16 protein-coding genes and 2 riboswitches are annotated in these 15,431 nt (G+C 59.9%); of the genes, 3 read left to right on the top strand and 13 right to left on the bottom strand.

The window, feature by feature from the left end:
* The 7 genes from CDA56_RS17050 to CDA56_RS17020 form a co-directional block, all read right to left on the bottom strand.
* Window positions 1-1,284 (bottom strand): ATP-binding protein (locus tag CDA56_RS17050; protein ID WP_277949467.1); only part of this gene is annotated, 1,284 nt, incomplete at its 3' end.
* A gap of 168 nt (window positions 1,285-1,452) precedes the next feature.
* Window positions 1,453-2,088 carry an urea amidolyase associated protein UAAP2 gene (locus CDA56_RS17045; protein ID WP_009652130.1) on the bottom strand — a complete coding sequence of 212 codons (636 nt, stop codon included), beginning with the start codon at window positions 2,086-2,088 and terminating at the stop codon, window positions 1,453-1,455.
* A 10-nt stretch (window positions 2,089-2,098) separates the two neighbouring features.
* Window positions 2,099-2,827 (bottom strand): urea amidolyase associated protein UAAP1, encoded by a 729-nt coding sequence (locus CDA56_RS17040; RefSeq protein WP_014838455.1) that lies wholly within the window; start codon window positions 2,825-2,827, stop codon window positions 2,099-2,101.
* A 4-nt stretch (window positions 2,828-2,831) separates the two neighbouring features.
* Entirely contained in the window at window positions 2,832-3,608 is a 777-nt protein-coding gene (locus CDA56_RS17035; RefSeq protein WP_009652163.1) for an ABC transporter ATP-binding protein, read from the bottom strand.
* A complete protein-coding gene (locus CDA56_RS17030; RefSeq protein WP_009652192.1) occupies window positions 3,605-4,420 on the bottom strand; it encodes an ABC transporter permease in 816 nt (271 codons plus the stop codon). The genes CDA56_RS17035 and CDA56_RS17030 overlap by 4 nt, the downstream gene beginning before the upstream one ends.
* Before the next feature lie 24 nt (window positions 4,421-4,444).
* Window positions 4,445-5,503 carry a putative urea ABC transporter substrate-binding protein gene (locus tag CDA56_RS17025; RefSeq protein ID WP_014838452.1) on the bottom strand — a complete coding sequence of 353 codons (1,059 nt, stop codon included), beginning with the start codon at window positions 5,501-5,503 and terminating at the stop codon, window positions 4,445-4,447.
* Window positions 5,504-5,560: 57 nt separating this feature from the next.
* Window positions 5,561-5,659: riboswitch (guanidine-I (ykkC/yxkD leader) on the bottom strand.
* 212 nt (window positions 5,660-5,871) lie between these two features.
* A complete protein-coding gene (locus tag CDA56_RS17020) occupies window positions 5,872-6,474 on the bottom strand; it encodes a helix-turn-helix domain-containing protein (RefSeq protein ID WP_014229319.1) in 603 nt (200 codons plus the stop codon).
* Window positions 6,475-6,517: 43 nt separating this feature from the next.
* Here CDA56_RS17020 and CDA56_RS17015 point away from each other — a divergent pair, with 43 nt between their 5' ends.
* Window positions 6,518-7,210 carry a B3/B4 domain-containing protein gene (locus CDA56_RS17015; RefSeq protein ID WP_014229318.1) on the top strand — a complete coding sequence of 231 codons (693 nt, stop codon included), beginning with the start codon at window positions 6,518-6,520 and terminating at the stop codon, window positions 7,208-7,210.
* 46 nt (window positions 7,211-7,256) lie between these two features.
* Here the strand turns inward: CDA56_RS17015 and CDA56_RS17010 are convergent, their stop codons facing one another.
* The 3 genes from CDA56_RS17010 to CDA56_RS17000 form a co-directional block, all read right to left on the bottom strand.
* Window positions 7,257-7,889 (bottom strand): LysE family translocator, encoded by a 633-nt coding sequence (locus tag CDA56_RS17010; protein WP_014229317.1) that lies wholly within the window; start codon window positions 7,887-7,889, stop codon window positions 7,257-7,259.
* 20 nt (window positions 7,890-7,909) lie between these two features.
* A riboswitch (ZMP/ZTP riboswitch) is annotated at window positions 7,910-7,988 on the bottom strand.
* 50 nt (window positions 7,989-8,038) lie between these two features.
* Entirely contained in the window at window positions 8,039-8,506 is a 468-nt protein-coding gene (locus CDA56_RS17005) for a DMT family transporter (RefSeq protein WP_064374956.1), read from the bottom strand.
* A gap of 9 nt (window positions 8,507-8,515) precedes the next feature.
* A complete protein-coding gene (locus CDA56_RS17000; protein ID WP_004850792.1) occupies window positions 8,516-8,950 on the bottom strand; it encodes a DMT family transporter in 435 nt (144 codons plus the stop codon).
* 99 nt (window positions 8,951-9,049) lie between these two features.
* Here CDA56_RS17000 and CDA56_RS16995 point away from each other — a divergent pair, with 99 nt between their 5' ends.
* A complete protein-coding gene (locus CDA56_RS16995; RefSeq protein ID WP_064374955.1) occupies window positions 9,050-9,982 on the top strand; it encodes a LysR family transcriptional regulator in 933 nt (310 codons plus the stop codon).
* 265 nt (window positions 9,983-10,247) lie between these two features.
* A complete protein-coding gene (gene katG / locus CDA56_RS16990) occupies window positions 10,248-12,431 on the top strand; it encodes a catalase/peroxidase HPI (protein ID WP_014838449.1) in 2,184 nt (727 codons plus the stop codon).
* 50 nt (window positions 12,432-12,481) lie between these two features.
* Here the strand turns inward: katG and mgtU are convergent, their stop codons facing one another.
* From mgtU to mgtA, 3 genes are read right to left on the bottom strand one after another with little or no spacing between them, the layout of a single operon-like run.
* The gene (gene mgtU, locus CDA56_RS31510; RefSeq protein ID WP_251009858.1) at window positions 12,482-12,568 is read right to left on the bottom strand and encodes a magnesium transporter protection protein MgtU; all 87 of its coding nucleotides are present in this window, start codon (window positions 12,566-12,568) and stop codon (window positions 12,482-12,484) included.
* Between the two features lie 13 nt (window positions 12,569-12,581).
* The gene (gene mgtR / locus CDA56_RS16985; protein WP_014229313.1) at window positions 12,582-12,674 is read right to left on the bottom strand and encodes a protein MgtR; all 93 of its coding nucleotides are present in this window, start codon (window positions 12,672-12,674) and stop codon (window positions 12,582-12,584) included.
* Window positions 12,675-12,692: 18 nt separating this feature from the next.
* A complete protein-coding gene (mgtA, locus tag CDA56_RS16980; RefSeq protein WP_025108278.1) occupies window positions 12,693-15,425 on the bottom strand; it encodes a magnesium-translocating P-type ATPase in 2,733 nt (910 codons plus the stop codon).
* Between the last annotated feature and the right edge of the window lie 6 nt (window positions 15,426-15,431).

Genomic DNA, 15,431 nt, shown 5'->3' with positions numbered 1-15,431 from the left:
TTGTTGCAGGTACACGCGGTTAGTTTCTACGCCGTACAGGCGGGTCTCCGCCAGCGCCTGCGCCAGGCCGGCGATAGCCTCATCGCGGCTGGGGCGCCAGGCGATCGCTTTCGCCAGCATCGGGTCGAAGAACGGCGGGACTTCGCACCCGGCTTCCACCCAGCGGTCAATACGCAGGGCTGCGCCGTCCGCCGGCGGAAAGAAGACGTCCGTTAACAGGCCGGGAGAAGGCTGGAATTGCCGCCCCGGATCTTCGGCGTAAATTCGCGCCTGGATAGCGTGGCCCTGGGGCCGTAACCCGGCGGCCAGCTCAGGTAGCGGAGGCAGTTCCCCCGCCGCCAGTTCAATCATCCAGCGCACCAGGTCAACGCCCCACACCTGCTCCGTGACGCCGTGTTCGACCTGAAGCCGGGTATTTACCTCGAGGAAATAAAACTGCCGCGCCGCGCTGTCATAGACAAACTCCACCGTCCCGGCGCTGCGGTAGCTCACCGCTTTACCCAACGCGATAGCCGCCGCGCATAGCGCCTGCGCCATCCCGTCAGGCAGATTCGGCGCGGGCGTCTCTTCAATCACTTTCTGGTTACGCCGCTGGACTGAACAGTCGCGCACGCCGAGCGCGATGACCTCTCCCCGCCCGTCGCCGAAGATTTGTACCTCCAGATGGCGGGCGCGTTCGATATATTTTTCGAGAAATACCCCGCCGTCGCTGAAGTTGTTTTGTCCCAGCCGCTGCACCGCGGCAAACGCCTCAATCAGCTCACGGGCGTCGCGACAGACGCGCATGCCAATCCCGCCGCCGCCGGCGGTGCTTTTGAGCATGACCGGATAGCCCACCGCCTCAGCCGCCCGGCAGGCTTCGCCGCTATCGGCCAGCAGCTCGCTGCCTTCCAGCAGCGGCACGCCCTCGGCTTTGGCTAAGGCGCGAGCGGTATGCTTCAGGCCGAAGGTGCGCAGCTGTTGCGGAGTGGGGCCGACAAACGCCACCCCCGCCGCCTCGCAGGCCTCAGCGAAGGCCGCGTTTTCAGACAGAAAGCCGTAGCCGGGGTGGATCGCTTTGGCGCCGCTCTGCTGCGCGGCGGCCAGGATCTTCTCCGTCACCAGATAGGTTTGCGCCGCCGGGCCGTCGCCGAGGCTTAACGCTTCATCCGCGTCGCGGATATGCAGACTACTCAGGTCGGCTTCGGAATAGACGGCGACGCCCTTCACCTGCATCGCGCGCAGGGTGCGCAGAATGCGGCAGGCGATGGCGCCGCGGTTGGCAATCAGTAAGGTATCAAACATAAGCGGAACTCACAGGGTCGCGGGTCGTCCCGCAATAATTCGATGTTCCCCTGAGGTCGTCCCCGGGGTGAACCGGCGCTTAAGGTTTGCGCGTCGGCGTACTGTTCAGGCGGTCTGCGCGGACGGCGAAGAGCCGAAAGGCCAGCAGACGCCAGCGCTGCCAGCGGGTCAGTTCCATACCAGCACCTCGGCGGGCGTGGGGTTCCAGCCGTTGCAGGGATTATTTAACTGCGGACAGTTGGAAATCAGCACCACGGCGTTGCACTCGGCGCGCAGCTCAACGTATTTCCCCGCCGCCGATATCCCGTCCTCAAAGGTCAGACCGCCTTCCGGCGTTACCGGGACGTTCATGAAAAAGTTAATGTTGGCGCCGATATCGCGTTTATGCAGGCGGCCATCGTGCAGGCAGGCGCAGAGGAAATTATCCCGACAGCTGTGCATATAGCGTTTATCCTGGGCGTAGCGCACGGTGTTGCTCTCCTGGGCACAGGCGCCGCCGAGGGTATCGTGGCGACCGCAGGTGTCGGCAACGATGGTCAGCAGTGGATTGCCCAGATTGGAATAGAGTACGCTGCCGGTGGTCAGATAGGCATTGCCCTGGCGGCGCAGCGTGCGCTGCGGATCGTAGCGTTCTCGGGGGTTATCGGCGTTGTAAAACAGGGTATCAATGGCCTGGTTGCCTTCGAGGTCAAGCAGGCGCAGGGTTTGCCCTTTTTGTACCTCAAACAGCCAGGGTTCCCCTGCCGGGATCACATGGCGATAGACGGCATCTTCGGGACGACGGTTACTGGCGATCAGGGTCATCGCAGCCTCCTTACAGGGCAAAAAGTTGGGTGTTGAGGAACGCGCGCTGGTTTTCATCGCGGGTAAAGAGCGCTTCCGCGGCCGCCTGCGCATCGTCAGCCTGGTACCAGCTCAGCTGGATCGGCCGCGGGGCGTACTCAGCGGCAGGGTCCTGAGGATGCGGCAGCGCGGTCAGCACCATGAGGACATCCATCGGCGCAAACAGCTCAACGTAATCTCCGGCGCGGCTGTTGGCGGAAATAAACTGAAAACGGCCATCCTCATCGACGGTGACTTTGCTGAAGAAGTTAACCACCATCAGCAGGTCCTCCAGGCCCAGATCCCATTTACCCATTTCAACCAGCAGGTTATCGACGCCGTTGCGGTAGAAGCCGTTTCGCAGCTCCTGGTAGCGTCCTGCGCCATATTTTTCACGCGTCTCGTCGGCGTTGAGTATCCCGCCGAACGGGTCGTGCCAGCCGCAGCTGTCGGCAACAATCCCGGCCAGAACGCGCCCCATATCGGAGTAGAAACAGTGCCCGGCGGTCAGGCGCGCGGTGTGCTGCCCCTTGAGGGTATCCGGCAGATTCAGGCGCTCACTCTTCTCATGGGGATTCAGCATCATCATGCTGACGTTGGCTCCGCCGTCGATATCGGTCAGGCGCAGGATCTGCCCTTTGCGCAAAATCAGCGAGGTGTGCGCCCCGCCGGGTAGCCGCTCTTCGCGCAGGCTGGGGGATGAGTGAAAAAGTGCGGTCATCAAACTATCTCCTTAATGCGTAAACGTTATTGTCGCTGCCGGTGGTTATCTGCGACATCCGCGCTTCATTGAGCGGAATATCGTAGGTAACGCGCGCCCCCCAGGCGTTGGGCGCCTGCGGATCGATGCGCACTTTGTCGAAAACCAGCAGCCGGGTGCCAAGGTTGAAGCCCTCCGCGAGGTCGTGGGTGACCATAAAAACCGTCATCCGCGTTTCGCTCCACAGCTGGAGCAGCAGCCCGTGCATATCCTTGCGAATACCGGGATCCAGCGCGCCGAAGGGTTCATCAAGCAGCAGTACGCGCGGCTGCATGACGAAAGCCTGGGCGATCGCCAGCCGCTGCTGCATCCCGCCGGAGAGCTGCGCCGGATATTTATTCAGCGCGTGCCCCAGCCCGACTTTCTCCAGCATCCGCTGCGCCCGTTCGCGCGCGTCGCGTTTCCTGCCGGCAAACAGCCGGCCAAACAGCGGTGACGCCGGGAGTTCGAGGCCAATGGCGACGTTATCCAGCACGTTGAGGTGCGGGAAAACCGAATAACGCTGAAACACCACGCCGCGGCTGCGGTCCGGCTCCGCCGCCAGCGGCTGGCCGTCGAGGGTGATTTCCCCGCGAGTCGGCTTTTCCTGGCCGAGCAGCAGGCGTAAAAACGTCGACTTCCCGCAGCCGGACGCGCCGACCATCGAACAGAACTCGCCCTCTTTCACCTGCAAATTGATGCGCTCCAGCACCACGTGGTCGCCGTACTCCTGCCAGATATTTTTTATGTCGATAAAGCTCATGCCCGGCCTCCTTCCGCCCACGGGAAACAGGCTTTGTGCAGCTGGCGCAGCGCCAGATCCATCAGCCATGCCAGCAGGGTTATCCAGATGACGTAAGGAATAATCACGTCCATCGCCATATAGCGGCGGACGAGGAATATGCGATAGCCGAGACCGGCGGTGGCGGAAATGGCCTCGGCGGAGATCAAAAACAGCCATGCGGAGCCCAGCAGCAGGCGCAGGGAGGTTATCAGCCGCGACAGCAGCTGCGGCAGCACTACCCGCAGCACCACCGTCCAGCTATTGGCGCCGAGGGTTTGCGCTTTGATAAACAGCTCCGCCGGGATCTCCCGCGCCCGCTGTTCAAGGTCGCGCGCCAACATCGGCGTAATGCCAATGACGATAAGCATCACTTTTGATAGCTCATCCAGGCCGAAGACGATAAACAGCACCGGCAGGATCGCCAGCGGCGGGATCATCGACACCACGGTCATCAGCGGCGACAGCGCCGCGCGGTACATCGGGAACACGCCGGCGGCGATGCCGATGCCCAGGCCAATCAGCGACGAGAGCGCCAGACCAATCAGCAGGCGGCTCATACTAATCAGCGTGTCGGCCCACAGCAGATACTCGCCGCTGCGTTTATCCGGGGTGAAGGCCATCCGATCGATGGCCGCGATCATCTGCGACAGGCCGGGCAGCAGCTTATCCTGCGGGTTGGCTTCCAGCCGCACCGCCGAACCGATAAACCAGGCGGCGATCATCAGGACGAAGGGCAATAGCATCAGCGTCAGGCGCATACCCTGCCGGGGATAGCGGTTAATGTGGCGCATGGCGTGGACTCCCAAGGTCAATCATTACAGCTGCCCCGCCGCCGCCAGCTTCAGATAGCTGTCGTCAAAGCGCAGTTTGCTGTTGGCGGTATCGCCGACGGTGACGCCGCCGGGGAAGGTCATGCCGATAAAGTCAGCGCTCTGCGCTCCCTCTCCCAGCAGCCCTTTATCAAAAGAGAACTGCGCCACCCGCTGCATGGTTTTTGCCAGCGCCGGCGAGGAGATAAACGTCAGGGTATCGGCAGGCGTCCAGAAGAGATGGGTTGTTTTTAGCTGCGCCCGGTAGCCGGCGAGGTCGGTGCCGGAATCGGCGGCCATTGCGCTTAGCGCCTGCGTATCTCCGGCCTGCATTTTGGCCATCATCTCGAACCAGGCGCCGGTCAGGGCTTTACCCAGCGCCGGGTTATCTTTCAGGGTCTGAGTATTCACCACCATCATGTCGATCAGCTCGCCGGGAACCTGCGAAGAGCTAAAGACCTCCGTGGTTTGCGGCGTCTTTTTGATAACCGAAAGCTGCGGATTCCAGGCCACCGCCGCGCGTACGCCGCTGGTGCCAAAAGCCGAGACGATATCCGCATCCGAGGTATTGACCACTTTGACGTCTTTTTCCTGCAGCCCGGCTTTTTCCAGACCGCGAACCAGCAGGTAGTGCGATACCGAAAGCTCCGGGAGATACACCGCCATGCCTTTCAGATCGCTGAGCTTTTTATCCGCCCCCTTCAGCACCACGCCGTCGTTGCCGTCGGAGTAGCTGCCGGTAATGAGCGCCGTGGTATCAACGCCCCCCGCCGCCGGAATGGTCAGGGCATCCATGTTGGTCATGGTGCAACCGTCAAACTGGCCCGCGGTGTACTGGTTAATGGATTCGATGTAGTCGTTCAGCTGAACGATATTGATTTTGATGCCGTATTTGCTGGCCCATTTATCGATGATCTTTTCGTTGCTGATGGTGCCCCAGGGCATCCATCCGGCATAGATAGTCCAGCAGATGTTGAACTCTTTTTTGACGGCGGCAAACGAGGGGACGCTGGCCAGCAGCGCCAGCGACAGGATAAGAGAGCGGAGGATCGGCGGTGTCTTCATGGTGGACCTCTGGTTAGCACGAGAAACGGGAGCAGCGCGACACCCAACGGTGCTGCTGTCTCCCGGGCTTTTGTCCCGCCGTGTAACCTCGCAGAGGTCGCCAGCTCTCGGACCAGACGTTCACCTGAGTGAACCGGAACCCTAGCCAGCTATTGTGTTATCTCAATTGTCTGTTGCGCTGCCTTCTGAACAGGAGTTTGCAAGGTCTATGCCAGGCGCGCAGCGCGCGTAAAATCAGCCCTACGGCGGCAGGCGCCGCCGCGGCTCCCAAAAATGGGGAGTGATGATGGGGCATTGCATGGATTTGGTGCGTATGGCGTGAAGGCGGCGAGCGGTCGGGACGATAGCCGCTCGCCGGGAAACGCTTGCTAGCGCGCTTTTTCGCTCACCGTCATGGTGAATCGCGCGATCTTATCCCCGGCGTTAGCGTAGCTATGCGGGGCGTCGGTACGCGCGACGGCGGAATCCCCCTCTCGAATCAGATAGACCCCGTCGTTAACCGTCAGGGTTAAGGCGCCCTCGGTCACGAAAAGCAGCTCAGTCGTCCCCTCCCCGTGCCCCGGCGATGTGAACATTTCTCCCGGATTGAGGCTCCACTGCCAGAGCTCAACCATATCCGGACCGCTGGTACCGGCAAGGAGCCGCGCCTTGCCGCCCTGCTCGCCCTGCCACAGCGTGGGAATCTCGCCTTCTGCAATCACCTTTACCGGCGGCGCGGTGGCGACATTGACAAAATCGGCCACGGAAACGCCCAGCGCCGAGGCCAGACGGCACAACAGCGCAATGCTGGGATTGGCCCTGCAGGCTTCAATGTCTACCAGCATACCTTTGCTGACGCCCGCGCGTCGCGACAGCTCATCCAGGGAGATCTTCTTTTCCGCCCGGTAGCGCTTAATGCGCGCCGCAACGGCTTCATTAATCATGGCGGCATCGGCGCCCGCGTCGGTCGTTATATTGACTTTATTGGTCATCGGTCGATATTATGCTTTAAAATGGTCGTTACAGGATTATCCAATGAATAGCGTATTACCGTCAATCAGCCCGCAGGTCTCCGCGCTGGCCCCCGGCTTTCGCGCCCTGAGCATTGATGTCGTTTCCGCCGCCGTACGCGCCCCCCTGGTCGGGTCCGATGCGCTCCGCTCCGCCTGCCAGGCGGTTATCGCCGGCGAGCCGCAGTGGGCGGAGGCGCACCTGCAGGCCTGGAACGAGGTATTCCGCGCCTTTGGCGCAAAACCCAAGCGGACGCCCTGCTCGGCGGAAGCCTTGCGCAGGCGGGTGCTGCGCGATGGCGAGATGGCTGCGATCGATCCCATCGTCGATCTCTATAATGCGGTGAGCCTGCGCTACGCCGTGCCGGTCGGCGGCGAAAACCTGGCGGCTTACGTTGGCGCCCCGCACCTCAAGCTCGCGGACGGCAGCGAACCGTTCGATACCGTCAAAGAGGGGCAGATCGTTCACGAATATCCCGATGCGGGAGAAGTGGTCTGGGGCGACGATCGCGGCGTGACCTGCCGACGCTGGAACTGGCGACAGGGAGTACGTACTCGTCTGAGCGTGGAGAGTCCGCGGATGTGGTTTATTCTTGAAAGCCTGCCGGAAATGCCGCTTAGCGCGCTGCAGGAGGCGGGAGAGATGCTGAGCAACGGCCTGCTGGAGATGATGCCGGAGGCGACGATCCGCTCACAGCTGATAGGGCCAGGGGCCTAAAGCCATTCCCCTGCGCCCGGCAGCGTAGCACCGCCGGGCGCAGCGATTACTTCCGCGCCTCGAAGGCAATTTTCACCGCCATCCCCGCCAGCACCGTCGCCATCAGCCAGCGCTGAAACTGCTGCCATAACGGGCGCCCCGCGAGAAACAGCGACACCTGCCCGGCCATCACCACAATCAGCGCATTAACCGCTACGCTAATGAGCGCCTGCGTCCCTCCCAGCACCAGCGACTGCGCAAGGATGCTGCCGTGTCCGGGAGAGATAAACTGCGGCAGCAGTGAGAGATACATGATGGCGATTTTAGGGTTCGCCAGGTTAGTAATAAAGCCCATCATAAACAGCTTACGGCCGCTATCGGCAGGCAGGTCGCGCACCGCAAAGACCGAGCGCCCGCCGGGCTTCACCGCCTGCCAGGCCAGATAAAGCAGATAGACCACGCCGCTGATGCGCAACGCGTCGTAAGCGTAGGGAACGGCGAAGATCAGTGCGGTAATACCGAAAGCGGCGCACAGCATATAAAACACAAACCCCAGCGCCACCCCGCCGAGGGAGACCAGTCCGGCCCTTCTTCCCTGGCAAATCGAGCGCGAAATCAGATAGATCATATTCGGCCCCGGGGTCAATACCAGGCCAAGGGCAACAAGCGCGAAGGTCAGCAGCGACGGTATCTCAGGCATAGCGTATCTCCGGTAAAGTGATGTGATGCCCAGGCGCGCGGCGGCGATCCCCATGCTCCCCGACAGTTCCTGTCTAAAGCGCCAGTCACAGGGTGACGAACAGTATGACCGCGGTTGGCGATGCGCGACAACTCACCTGAACAGGTGGGCTAACTCTCCTTATCTTCAGCTTTTGCCGCCGCGCTGGAGCGGTAAATAAAGAACAGCGCCAGCCCCAGACAGACGATGGCCCCCAGCCGCCCCGCTGAAAAGGCAATGGCGTCGTTACCCAGCCAGCCAAAATTATCGATCAGCAGACTCATGGCCAGTTGGCCAAAAATCACCGCCACCGTGGCCGTCGCGGTACCGATACGCTGCACCGCCACCACCATAATTACGATATAGGGAACCCCGCAAAATGCGCCCAGCAGCTGCCATTTCGGCACATCCAGCAGCGTTGTCGACTGATGGGGGGCAAAATAAAAAATCAGCAGCGCCGTGATCAAGGCGCCCATCGCAAACGTGAGAAACGCGCTGCGAAATACGCCCACCTGGCTGCCCAAACGGCCATTAATCGCCGCCTGCATACTCAGCATCGCGCCGCCGACCAGCGCCAGCAAAATCATTATGCTACTCATGTTAACTCCTCAGCTTGTGGCGATCAGAATCAGGGCGACGATGATAAACAGCAGCGCGATAACCCGCCGTCCATCGATTTTACGTTTTGCCGAACCAAACAGACCGTAGTGGTCAATCAGCAGGCTTTTGCATACCTGACCGGCCAGAATGCCGATCATCGTCATGGCGATACCGATAACCGGTACGGCAATGGTTAAGATGACGACGTAAATGGGCCCCAGTACGCCCCCGGTAAGCTGCCAGCCCGGTAAGGAGAAGAACGAGGGACCCTGCCTGGGGCCAAACAGCAGCATCAGCAGAAAGGTTAGCGCGCTCCCGACGCTAAAAATGCTGAAGGTGGCCCACAGGTCCCCTACCTGACCGGCAAGCGGCCCGAGTAGTCCGGCTTCCACGGATAACCCCATGCCGCCGGCAATCACAAGAAAAATAAGTAATAACTGCATCGTTGATATCCGATTATTGATTGGGTGGCAGAGCATAAAGCAGCGAAGTAATGTGAAAAACGATACAATCAGGGAAACACTTTTGCGGATATTGCATTAATGAGCGATGCGGGTAATGTAAATTTTCGGGCGCTACAGCTGTTTATCGCCGTCTATGACAGCCAGAGTTTCTCCGTGGTGGCGAGGCGGGAAGGCGTTTCGCCCTCGATGGTGTCGCGCGTCATTCACCAGCTTGAGGATGCGCTCGGCCAGCAGCTCTTTTATCGTAATACCCGGGCGGTGGTTCCCACCGAAGCGGGACGCCTGTTTGCCGAACATGCCAGAGGGCTCGGCGAACGGTTCAGCGTTGCCAGGCGCGACCTGCAGGACCGTCGTCTTGAGCCGGGTGGACTGGTGCGGATCAACGCCCCGGTCTATTTTGGCCAGCGCCATATCGCGCCGTGGCTGCCGGGGCTGACGCAGCGCTATCCACAGATGCAAATTGCGCTGGCGCTGACCGATGATTTTATCGATCCGCACCGCGAAGCGACCGACCTGATTTTCCGCATCGGCAGCCTGCCGGACTCCAGCGTTCATGCCAGAGTACTGGGTATGCAGCATCACTATCTGGTTGCGGCTCCGGACTATCTGCAGCGCTGCGGCACGCCGGAGAAACCGGAAGATCTTTGCCATCACAGCACGCTGGTCTACAGCGGTTCAAATGGACCTAACCGCTGGCTGTTCCGCCTCGCGGAGGGAGAATGGGTTCACTATCCGCAAACGCCGCGGCTGGCATCAAATAACGCCGATGCGCTGCTGACCGCTGCGCTGGGAGGCATGGGGGTGGTGCTCTTTCCCGATTGGATGGTCAATGAAGCCATGGGGGCTGGAAGGCTGGTTCAGCTGATGCCTCACTACAGCGCGGCGATCGGCAGCAGCCCCTCGCCGGTGTCGGCGATCTACCCTCACGCCCGTCATCCTTCGTTAAACGTACGTGCGGTAATAGACTATTTTATCGACGTTTTTGGTACGCCTTTATACTGGCAGCGCTAAGCCGTTTTACGCACTAAAATTGTCGTAACTCAAACAATCGGTCTTCGCTGGCGGGGATGATGTCTTAACGATTCCTTTACGCGTATGTTACGACTATTGTGGTTGAGTCAATACTGAACAATCAATCATTGAACAATGATATATGTTCGGTTTTTACAAAGGCATTGAACGGAAATAACTATTAAATCCGTAGACTCATTCAAATATCGCTTATTGGTAGCAGTGTATATCGTAATGGCATTCACAAAAGCAAACGGAGCCTGATATGAGCACGTCAAACGATCCTTCGAATACCCCGTCGGCAGGGAAATGCCCTTTCCACGCCGAGACGGCGACGCCCACCCAGAGCGCGGGCGGTGGCACCGGCAACCGCGACTGGTGGCCAAATCAACTACGGGTGGATCTGCTGAATCAGCACTCCAATCGTTCAAACCCGCTGGGCGAACACTTTAACTACCGCGAAGAGTTTAAGAAGCTCGACTACTCGGCCCTGAAGGCCGATCTGCGCGCCCTGCTCACCGATTCTCAGGAGTGGTGGCCAGCGGACTGGGGTAGCTATATCGGGCTGTTTATTCGTATGGCGTGGCACGGCGCCGGTACCTATCGTACCGTTGACGGGCGCGGCGGCGCGGGCCGCGGCCAGCAGCGTTTCGCACCGCTCAACTCCTGGCCGGATAACGTCAGCCTCGACAAAGCCCGTCGCCTGCTGTGGCCGGTAAAACAAAAATACGGGCAAAAAATCTCCTGGGCCGACCTCTATATGCTGGCAGGCAACGTGGCGCTGGAAAATGCCGGTTTCCGTACGTTTGGCTTCGGTGCCGGTCGTGAAGACGTTTGGGAACCGGATCTGGACGTCGACTGGGGTAACGAAACCGAATGGCTGGCCCATCGTCATCCGGAAAGCCTGAATCAGCAGGCCATTGGCGCGACCGAAATGGGGCTGATTTACGTCAACCCTGAAGGCCCCAACGCCAGCGGCGACCCGCTCTCCGCCGCCTCCGCGATTCGCGCGACCTTCGGCAATATGGCAATGAATGATGAAGAGATCGTCGCGCTGATCGCCGGCGGTCATACGCTGGGCAAAACCCACGGTTCCGCGGTGACCAGCCACGTTGGCGCAGAGCCGGAAGCGGCGCCGATTGAAGCGCAGGGACTCGGCTGGGCGAACAGCTACGGCAGCGGCGCGGGCGCCGACGCGATCACCTCCGGTCTGGAAGTGGTCTGGACGCAAACGCCGACCCAGTGGAGCAACTACTTCTTCGAAAACCTGTACAAATATGAGTGGGTGCAAACCCGCAGCCCGGCAGGCGCGATTCAGTTCGAAGCGAAAGACGGCCCGGAAATTATTCCAGACCCGTTTAATCCGGAGAAAAAACGCAAGCCGACCATGCTGGTCACCGACCTGACGCTGCGCTTCGACCCGGAGTTCGACAAGATTTCCCGCCGCTTCCTTAACGACCCGCAGGCCTTTAACGAAGCCTTTGCCCGCGCATGGTTTAAACTTATCCACCGCGATATGGGGCCGAAGTCCCGCTACATGGGCCCGGAAGTGCCGAAAGAAGATCTGATCTGGCAAGATCCGCTACCGGCGGCGGTCCACACCCCAACCGCAGAGGATATCGCGACGCTGAAAACCGCTATTGCCGACGCCGGCCTTTCGGTCAGCGAGCTGGTTTCCGTTGCCTGGGCATCGGCCTCCACCTTCCGCGGCGGCGATAAACGCGGCGGCGCCAACGGCGCGCGTCTGGCGCTGGAACCGCAGAAATCCTGGCCGGTAAACGCCATCGCGTCCCGCGTGCTGCCGACCCTGCAGGGGATTCAGCAGGCATCCGGTAAAGCGTCGCTGGCCGATATTATCGTTCTGGCCGGCGTGGTGGGCATTGAGCAGGCTGCCGCGGCGGCGGGCGTTCAGGTTAGCGTTCCCTTCGCCCCTGGCCGCGTCGATGCGCGTCAGGATCAGACCGATGTGGAAGCGATGGATCTGCTGCAGCCGCTGGCCGATGGTTTCCGCAACTATCGTCGCGTTGGCGGCGGCATCTCCACCGAAACGCTGCTGATTGATAAAGCGCAGCAGTTAACGCTGACGGCGCCGGAAATGACGGTACTGGTGGGCGGTCTGCGCGTGCTGGGCGCGAACTTCGACGGCAGCCGACACGGCGTGTTCACCGACCGCGTGGGGGTGTTGAGCAATGATTTCTTCGCTAACCTGCTCGATATGGGGACCGTCTGGAAAGCCGCTGACGAGCACGCTGAGCTGTTTATCGGCCGCGACCGTAAAAGCGGCGAAGAGAAATATACCGCGACCCGCGTTGACCTGGTGTTTGGCTCCAACTCCGTCCTGCGCGCCCTGGCTGAAGTGTATGCCTGCAGCGATGCGCGGCAGAAGTTCGTGAATGACTTCGTTGCCGCATGGACCAAGGTGATGAACCTCGACCGCTTCGATCTGTAATCCTTTCCCCGGCAGAAATGCTAAACCCGGGCCAATGGCCCGGGCTCCTCTTATCTAATCCAGATTGTCAGCAGAATAATGATGGCCGCAATAATCGCCACCTGAATAAAGACTTTATCCAGCGATCCTCTGCGCATCGCGCCCCCTTTTTCAGAACAGGATTTGCCAGATAGCCAGCAACAGCACCAGCAGACCCACCAGGAAAAATATCAGCGCGATGAGGGTGTCCGGAGAACGATTCATCTCTGCGCCTCCTTATCATCAGAACCACTGACCAAAGCGTTTGATATAGAAACGCTTCATGCCCTGCGCGACCAGGCAGTAGCTGAGCAGCGTCGCGATCAGCCACGGGAAGTAGCTCAGCGGCAGCGGCTCCAGCCCGACCATCGCCCCCAGCGGCGAGAACGGAATGTAGATGCCCATCGCCATAATGACCGCGGTGGTGAGCAGCACCGGCAACGTCGCCCGACTCTGGATAAACGGAATTTTCTGCGTTCTCAGCATATGCACCACCAGCGTTTGCGACAGCAGCCCTTCAATAAACCACCCGGACTGGAACAGCGCTTGGGCTTCAACGTGATTCGCCGCAAACACGTACCACATCAGCGCGAAGGTGGTGATATCAAAAATGGACGACGTCGGGCCAATCCACAGCATAAAGCGGCCGATATTTTTCGCATCCCACTTGCGCGGCTTACGCAGGAATTCCTTATCCATCTTGTCCCACGGCAGCGAGAGCTGAGAGAGATCGTACATCAGGTTCTGGATCAGCAGATGAATCGCCAGCATCGGCAGAAACGGAATAAACGCGCTGGCCACCAGTACCGAGAAGACGTTGCCGAAGTTAGAGCTGGCGGTCATATTCAGGTACTTAATGATATTGCCAAAGGTCTCACGCCCTTTGATCACCCCTTCTTCCAGCACCATCAAATCCTTTTCCAGCAGGATGATATCGGATGCCTCTTTGGCGATATCCGCCGCGCTGTCGACGGAAATACCGACGTCCGCATCGCGCAGCGCCGGCGCATCGTTGATGCCATCGCCGAGGAAGCCGACGGTGTGGCCGTTTTTCTGCAGCGTTTTCAGGATGCGCGACTTCTGCAGCGGCGTCAGTTTGGCGAATACCGAACGCGTTTCCACTTCGCGCTCCAGTTCGTTATCCGTCATCGCTTCAATCTGTGCGCCGGTCAGGATACCGTGGGCATCAATCCCCACTTCCAGGCAAATACGCGCCGTGACCACCGGGTTATCGCCGGTCAACACTTTGACCGCCACGCCGTTATCGCGCAGCGCGGTAATCGCTTTTCCCGCGCTCTCCTTCGGCGGATCGAGGAAGGTCAGCATCCCTTCGACCGTCAGCCCCTGCTCATCCGCGGCGCACAGCGGGGTTGTCAGGGCGGAGTCATCCAGCTTGCGGGTCGCGACCAGCAGCACGCGGAAACCCTGGGCGTTGTAATCCTGCGTTTTGGCTAACAGCAGATCGCGGCGGGTTTCATCCAGCGCAACCACGCGGTCGCCTTCGCGCAGATGCGTGGCCACCATCAGCATCTCTTCGACCGCGCCTTTGCAGATCAGGCTTTTATCGCCGTGGCGGACATCTTCCACCGACACCGAGACCCGACGGCGGACAAAATCAAACGGCAGTTCATCAAGCTTTACGAAGCGCTCTTTGGTCGCTGGCGCAATCCGCCCCTCGCCAAAGCGCAGCACCGCCCGGTCCATCAGGTTGCGCGCCCCGCTCTGGCTGCTGCTGTTGAGCCACGCCAGCGTCAGCACCCGGTCGCTCTCGCTGCCGCTGACGTCAAGATGATGCTCAAGAATGATATTGTCCTGCGTCAGCGTGCCGGTTTTATCGGTGCACAGCACGTCCATGGCGCCAAAGTTCTGAATAGCGTTCAGCCGCTTGACGATCACTTTGCGCCGCGACATGGCGATAGCGCCTTTCGCCAGGTTTGAGCTGACGATCATCGGCAGCATTTCCGGCGTCAGGCCCACCGCGACCGCCAGGGCAAACAGCGATGCCTCAACCCAGTCTCCTTTGCTGAAGCCGTTAATCAGCAGCACAATCGGCACCATCACCAGCATAAAACGGATCAGCAGCCAGCTGACGCTGTTTACCCCACGGTCGAACGCCGTCTGGGTGCGCGTACCGACAATGGACTTCGCCAGCGAACCAAACCAGGTGCGGTTTCCGGTAGCCACCACCACCGCCTGCGCCCTGCCGCTGGTCACGTTGGTGCCCATCAGACAGATATTGCCCATCTCCAGCAGGCTTTTATCTTTGTTCGGCTCGGGAAGCCTGTCGCACCCTTTGCCGGACACGCTGGCCAGAACGTCATACTTTTCCACCGGCAGCGATTCGCCGCTAAGTATCGACTGGCTGACGAACAGGTCCCGGGACTCCAGCAGGCGGACATCCGCCGGAACCAGATCCCCCGCAGCCAGGAAGATGATGTCACCGGGCACCAGTTCCTCAATGGCAATCTCCTCCTGCGCTGGCCCCATGTTACCAGGACCGCGACGCAGTACCGTCGCCGTGGTGCGAACCATGGATTTCAGCGCCTGCGCCGCTTTGTTGGTGCGAAACTCCTGCCAGAAACGCAATAACCCGCTCAGGCTGACCATCGTGACGATAATGATAATCCCGGTCAGATCGGTCTCTTCGCCGTTACGCAGCGGTAGCCAGTAATCGGTCACGAAGCTGACGGCGGCCAGCGCCATCAGGACATAGATAAACGGGTTATTGAATGCCTGCAAAAGCTGGATTAGCGCCGGCGGCGCCTGCTCGTGCGCGACTTCATTGCGGCCATATTCATTCAGCCGTTCAAGGGCATCTTCGGTGGTGAGCCCCTGACGGCTGCTGTTGAGCCGCGCCAGCGTATGATCCGGGCTGTTAAATGCCTCGGTTTCAATGGCGAAGCTTTTTTTATGCTGCTTATCATTTTCTGACGCAGACCGGTTTATTTTCCGGTTTTCTATTTTCATGTCAGTCATGATTAT

The sequence above is a fragment of the Klebsiella michiganensis genome (assembly GCF_002925905.1).
GTDB lineage: Bacteria > Pseudomonadota > Gammaproteobacteria > Enterobacterales > Enterobacteriaceae > Klebsiella > Klebsiella michiganensis.
The sequence above is the reverse complement of the archived record's forward strand: the minus strand, read 5'-3'. Positions and strand labels throughout refer to the sequence as shown.

Excerpts from the sequence above, each read along its gene's own strand:
- CDA56_RS17045 (WP_009652130.1), bottom strand. The coding sequence starts at position 2,088 with ATGACCCTGATCGCCAGTAACCGTCGTCCCGAAGATGCCGTCTATCGC.
- CDA56_RS17040 (WP_014838455.1), bottom strand. The coding sequence starts at position 2,827 with ATGACCGCACTTTTTCACTCATCCCCCAGCCTGCGCGAAGAGCGGCTA.
- CDA56_RS17035 (WP_009652163.1), bottom strand. The coding sequence starts at position 3,608 with ATGAGCTTTATCGACATAAAAAATATCTGGCAGGAGTACGGCGACCAC.
- CDA56_RS17030 (WP_009652192.1), bottom strand. The coding sequence starts at position 4,420 with ATGCGCCACATTAACCGCTATCCCCGGCAGGGTATGCGCCTGACGCTG.
- CDA56_RS17025 (WP_014838452.1), bottom strand. The coding sequence starts at position 5,503 with ATGAAGACACCGCCGATCCTCCGCTCTCTTATCCTGTCGCTGGCGCTG.
- CDA56_RS17020 (WP_014229319.1), bottom strand. The coding sequence starts at position 6,474 with ATGACCAATAAAGTCAATATAACGACCGACGCGGGCGCCGATGCCGCC.
- CDA56_RS17015 (WP_014229318.1), top strand. The coding sequence starts at position 6,518 with ATGAATAGCGTATTACCGTCAATCAGCCCGCAGGTCTCCGCGCTGGCC.
- CDA56_RS17010 (WP_014229317.1), bottom strand. The coding sequence starts at position 7,889 with ATGCCTGAGATACCGTCGCTGCTGACCTTCGCGCTTGTTGCCCTTGGC.
- CDA56_RS17005 (WP_064374956.1), bottom strand. The coding sequence starts at position 8,506 with ATGAGTAGCATAATGATTTTGCTGGCGCTGGTCGGCGGCGCGATGCTG.
- CDA56_RS17000 (WP_004850792.1), bottom strand. The coding sequence starts at position 8,950 with ATGCAGTTATTACTTATTTTTCTTGTGATTGCCGGCGGCATGGGGTTA.
- CDA56_RS16995 (WP_064374955.1), top strand. The coding sequence starts at position 9,050 with ATGAGCGATGCGGGTAATGTAAATTTTCGGGCGCTACAGCTGTTTATC.
- katG (WP_014838449.1), top strand. The coding sequence starts at position 10,248 with ATGAGCACGTCAAACGATCCTTCGAATACCCCGTCGGCAGGGAAATGC.
- mgtU (WP_251009858.1), bottom strand. The coding sequence starts at position 12,568 with ATGCGCAGAGGATCGCTGGATAAAGTCTTTATTCAGGTGGCGATTATT.
- mgtR (WP_014229313.1), bottom strand. The coding sequence starts at position 12,674 with ATGAATCGTTCTCCGGACACCCTCATCGCGCTGATATTTTTCCTGGTG.
- mgtA (WP_025108278.1), bottom strand. The coding sequence starts at position 15,425 with ATGACTGACATGAAAATAGAAAACCGGAAAATAAACCGGTCTGCGTCA.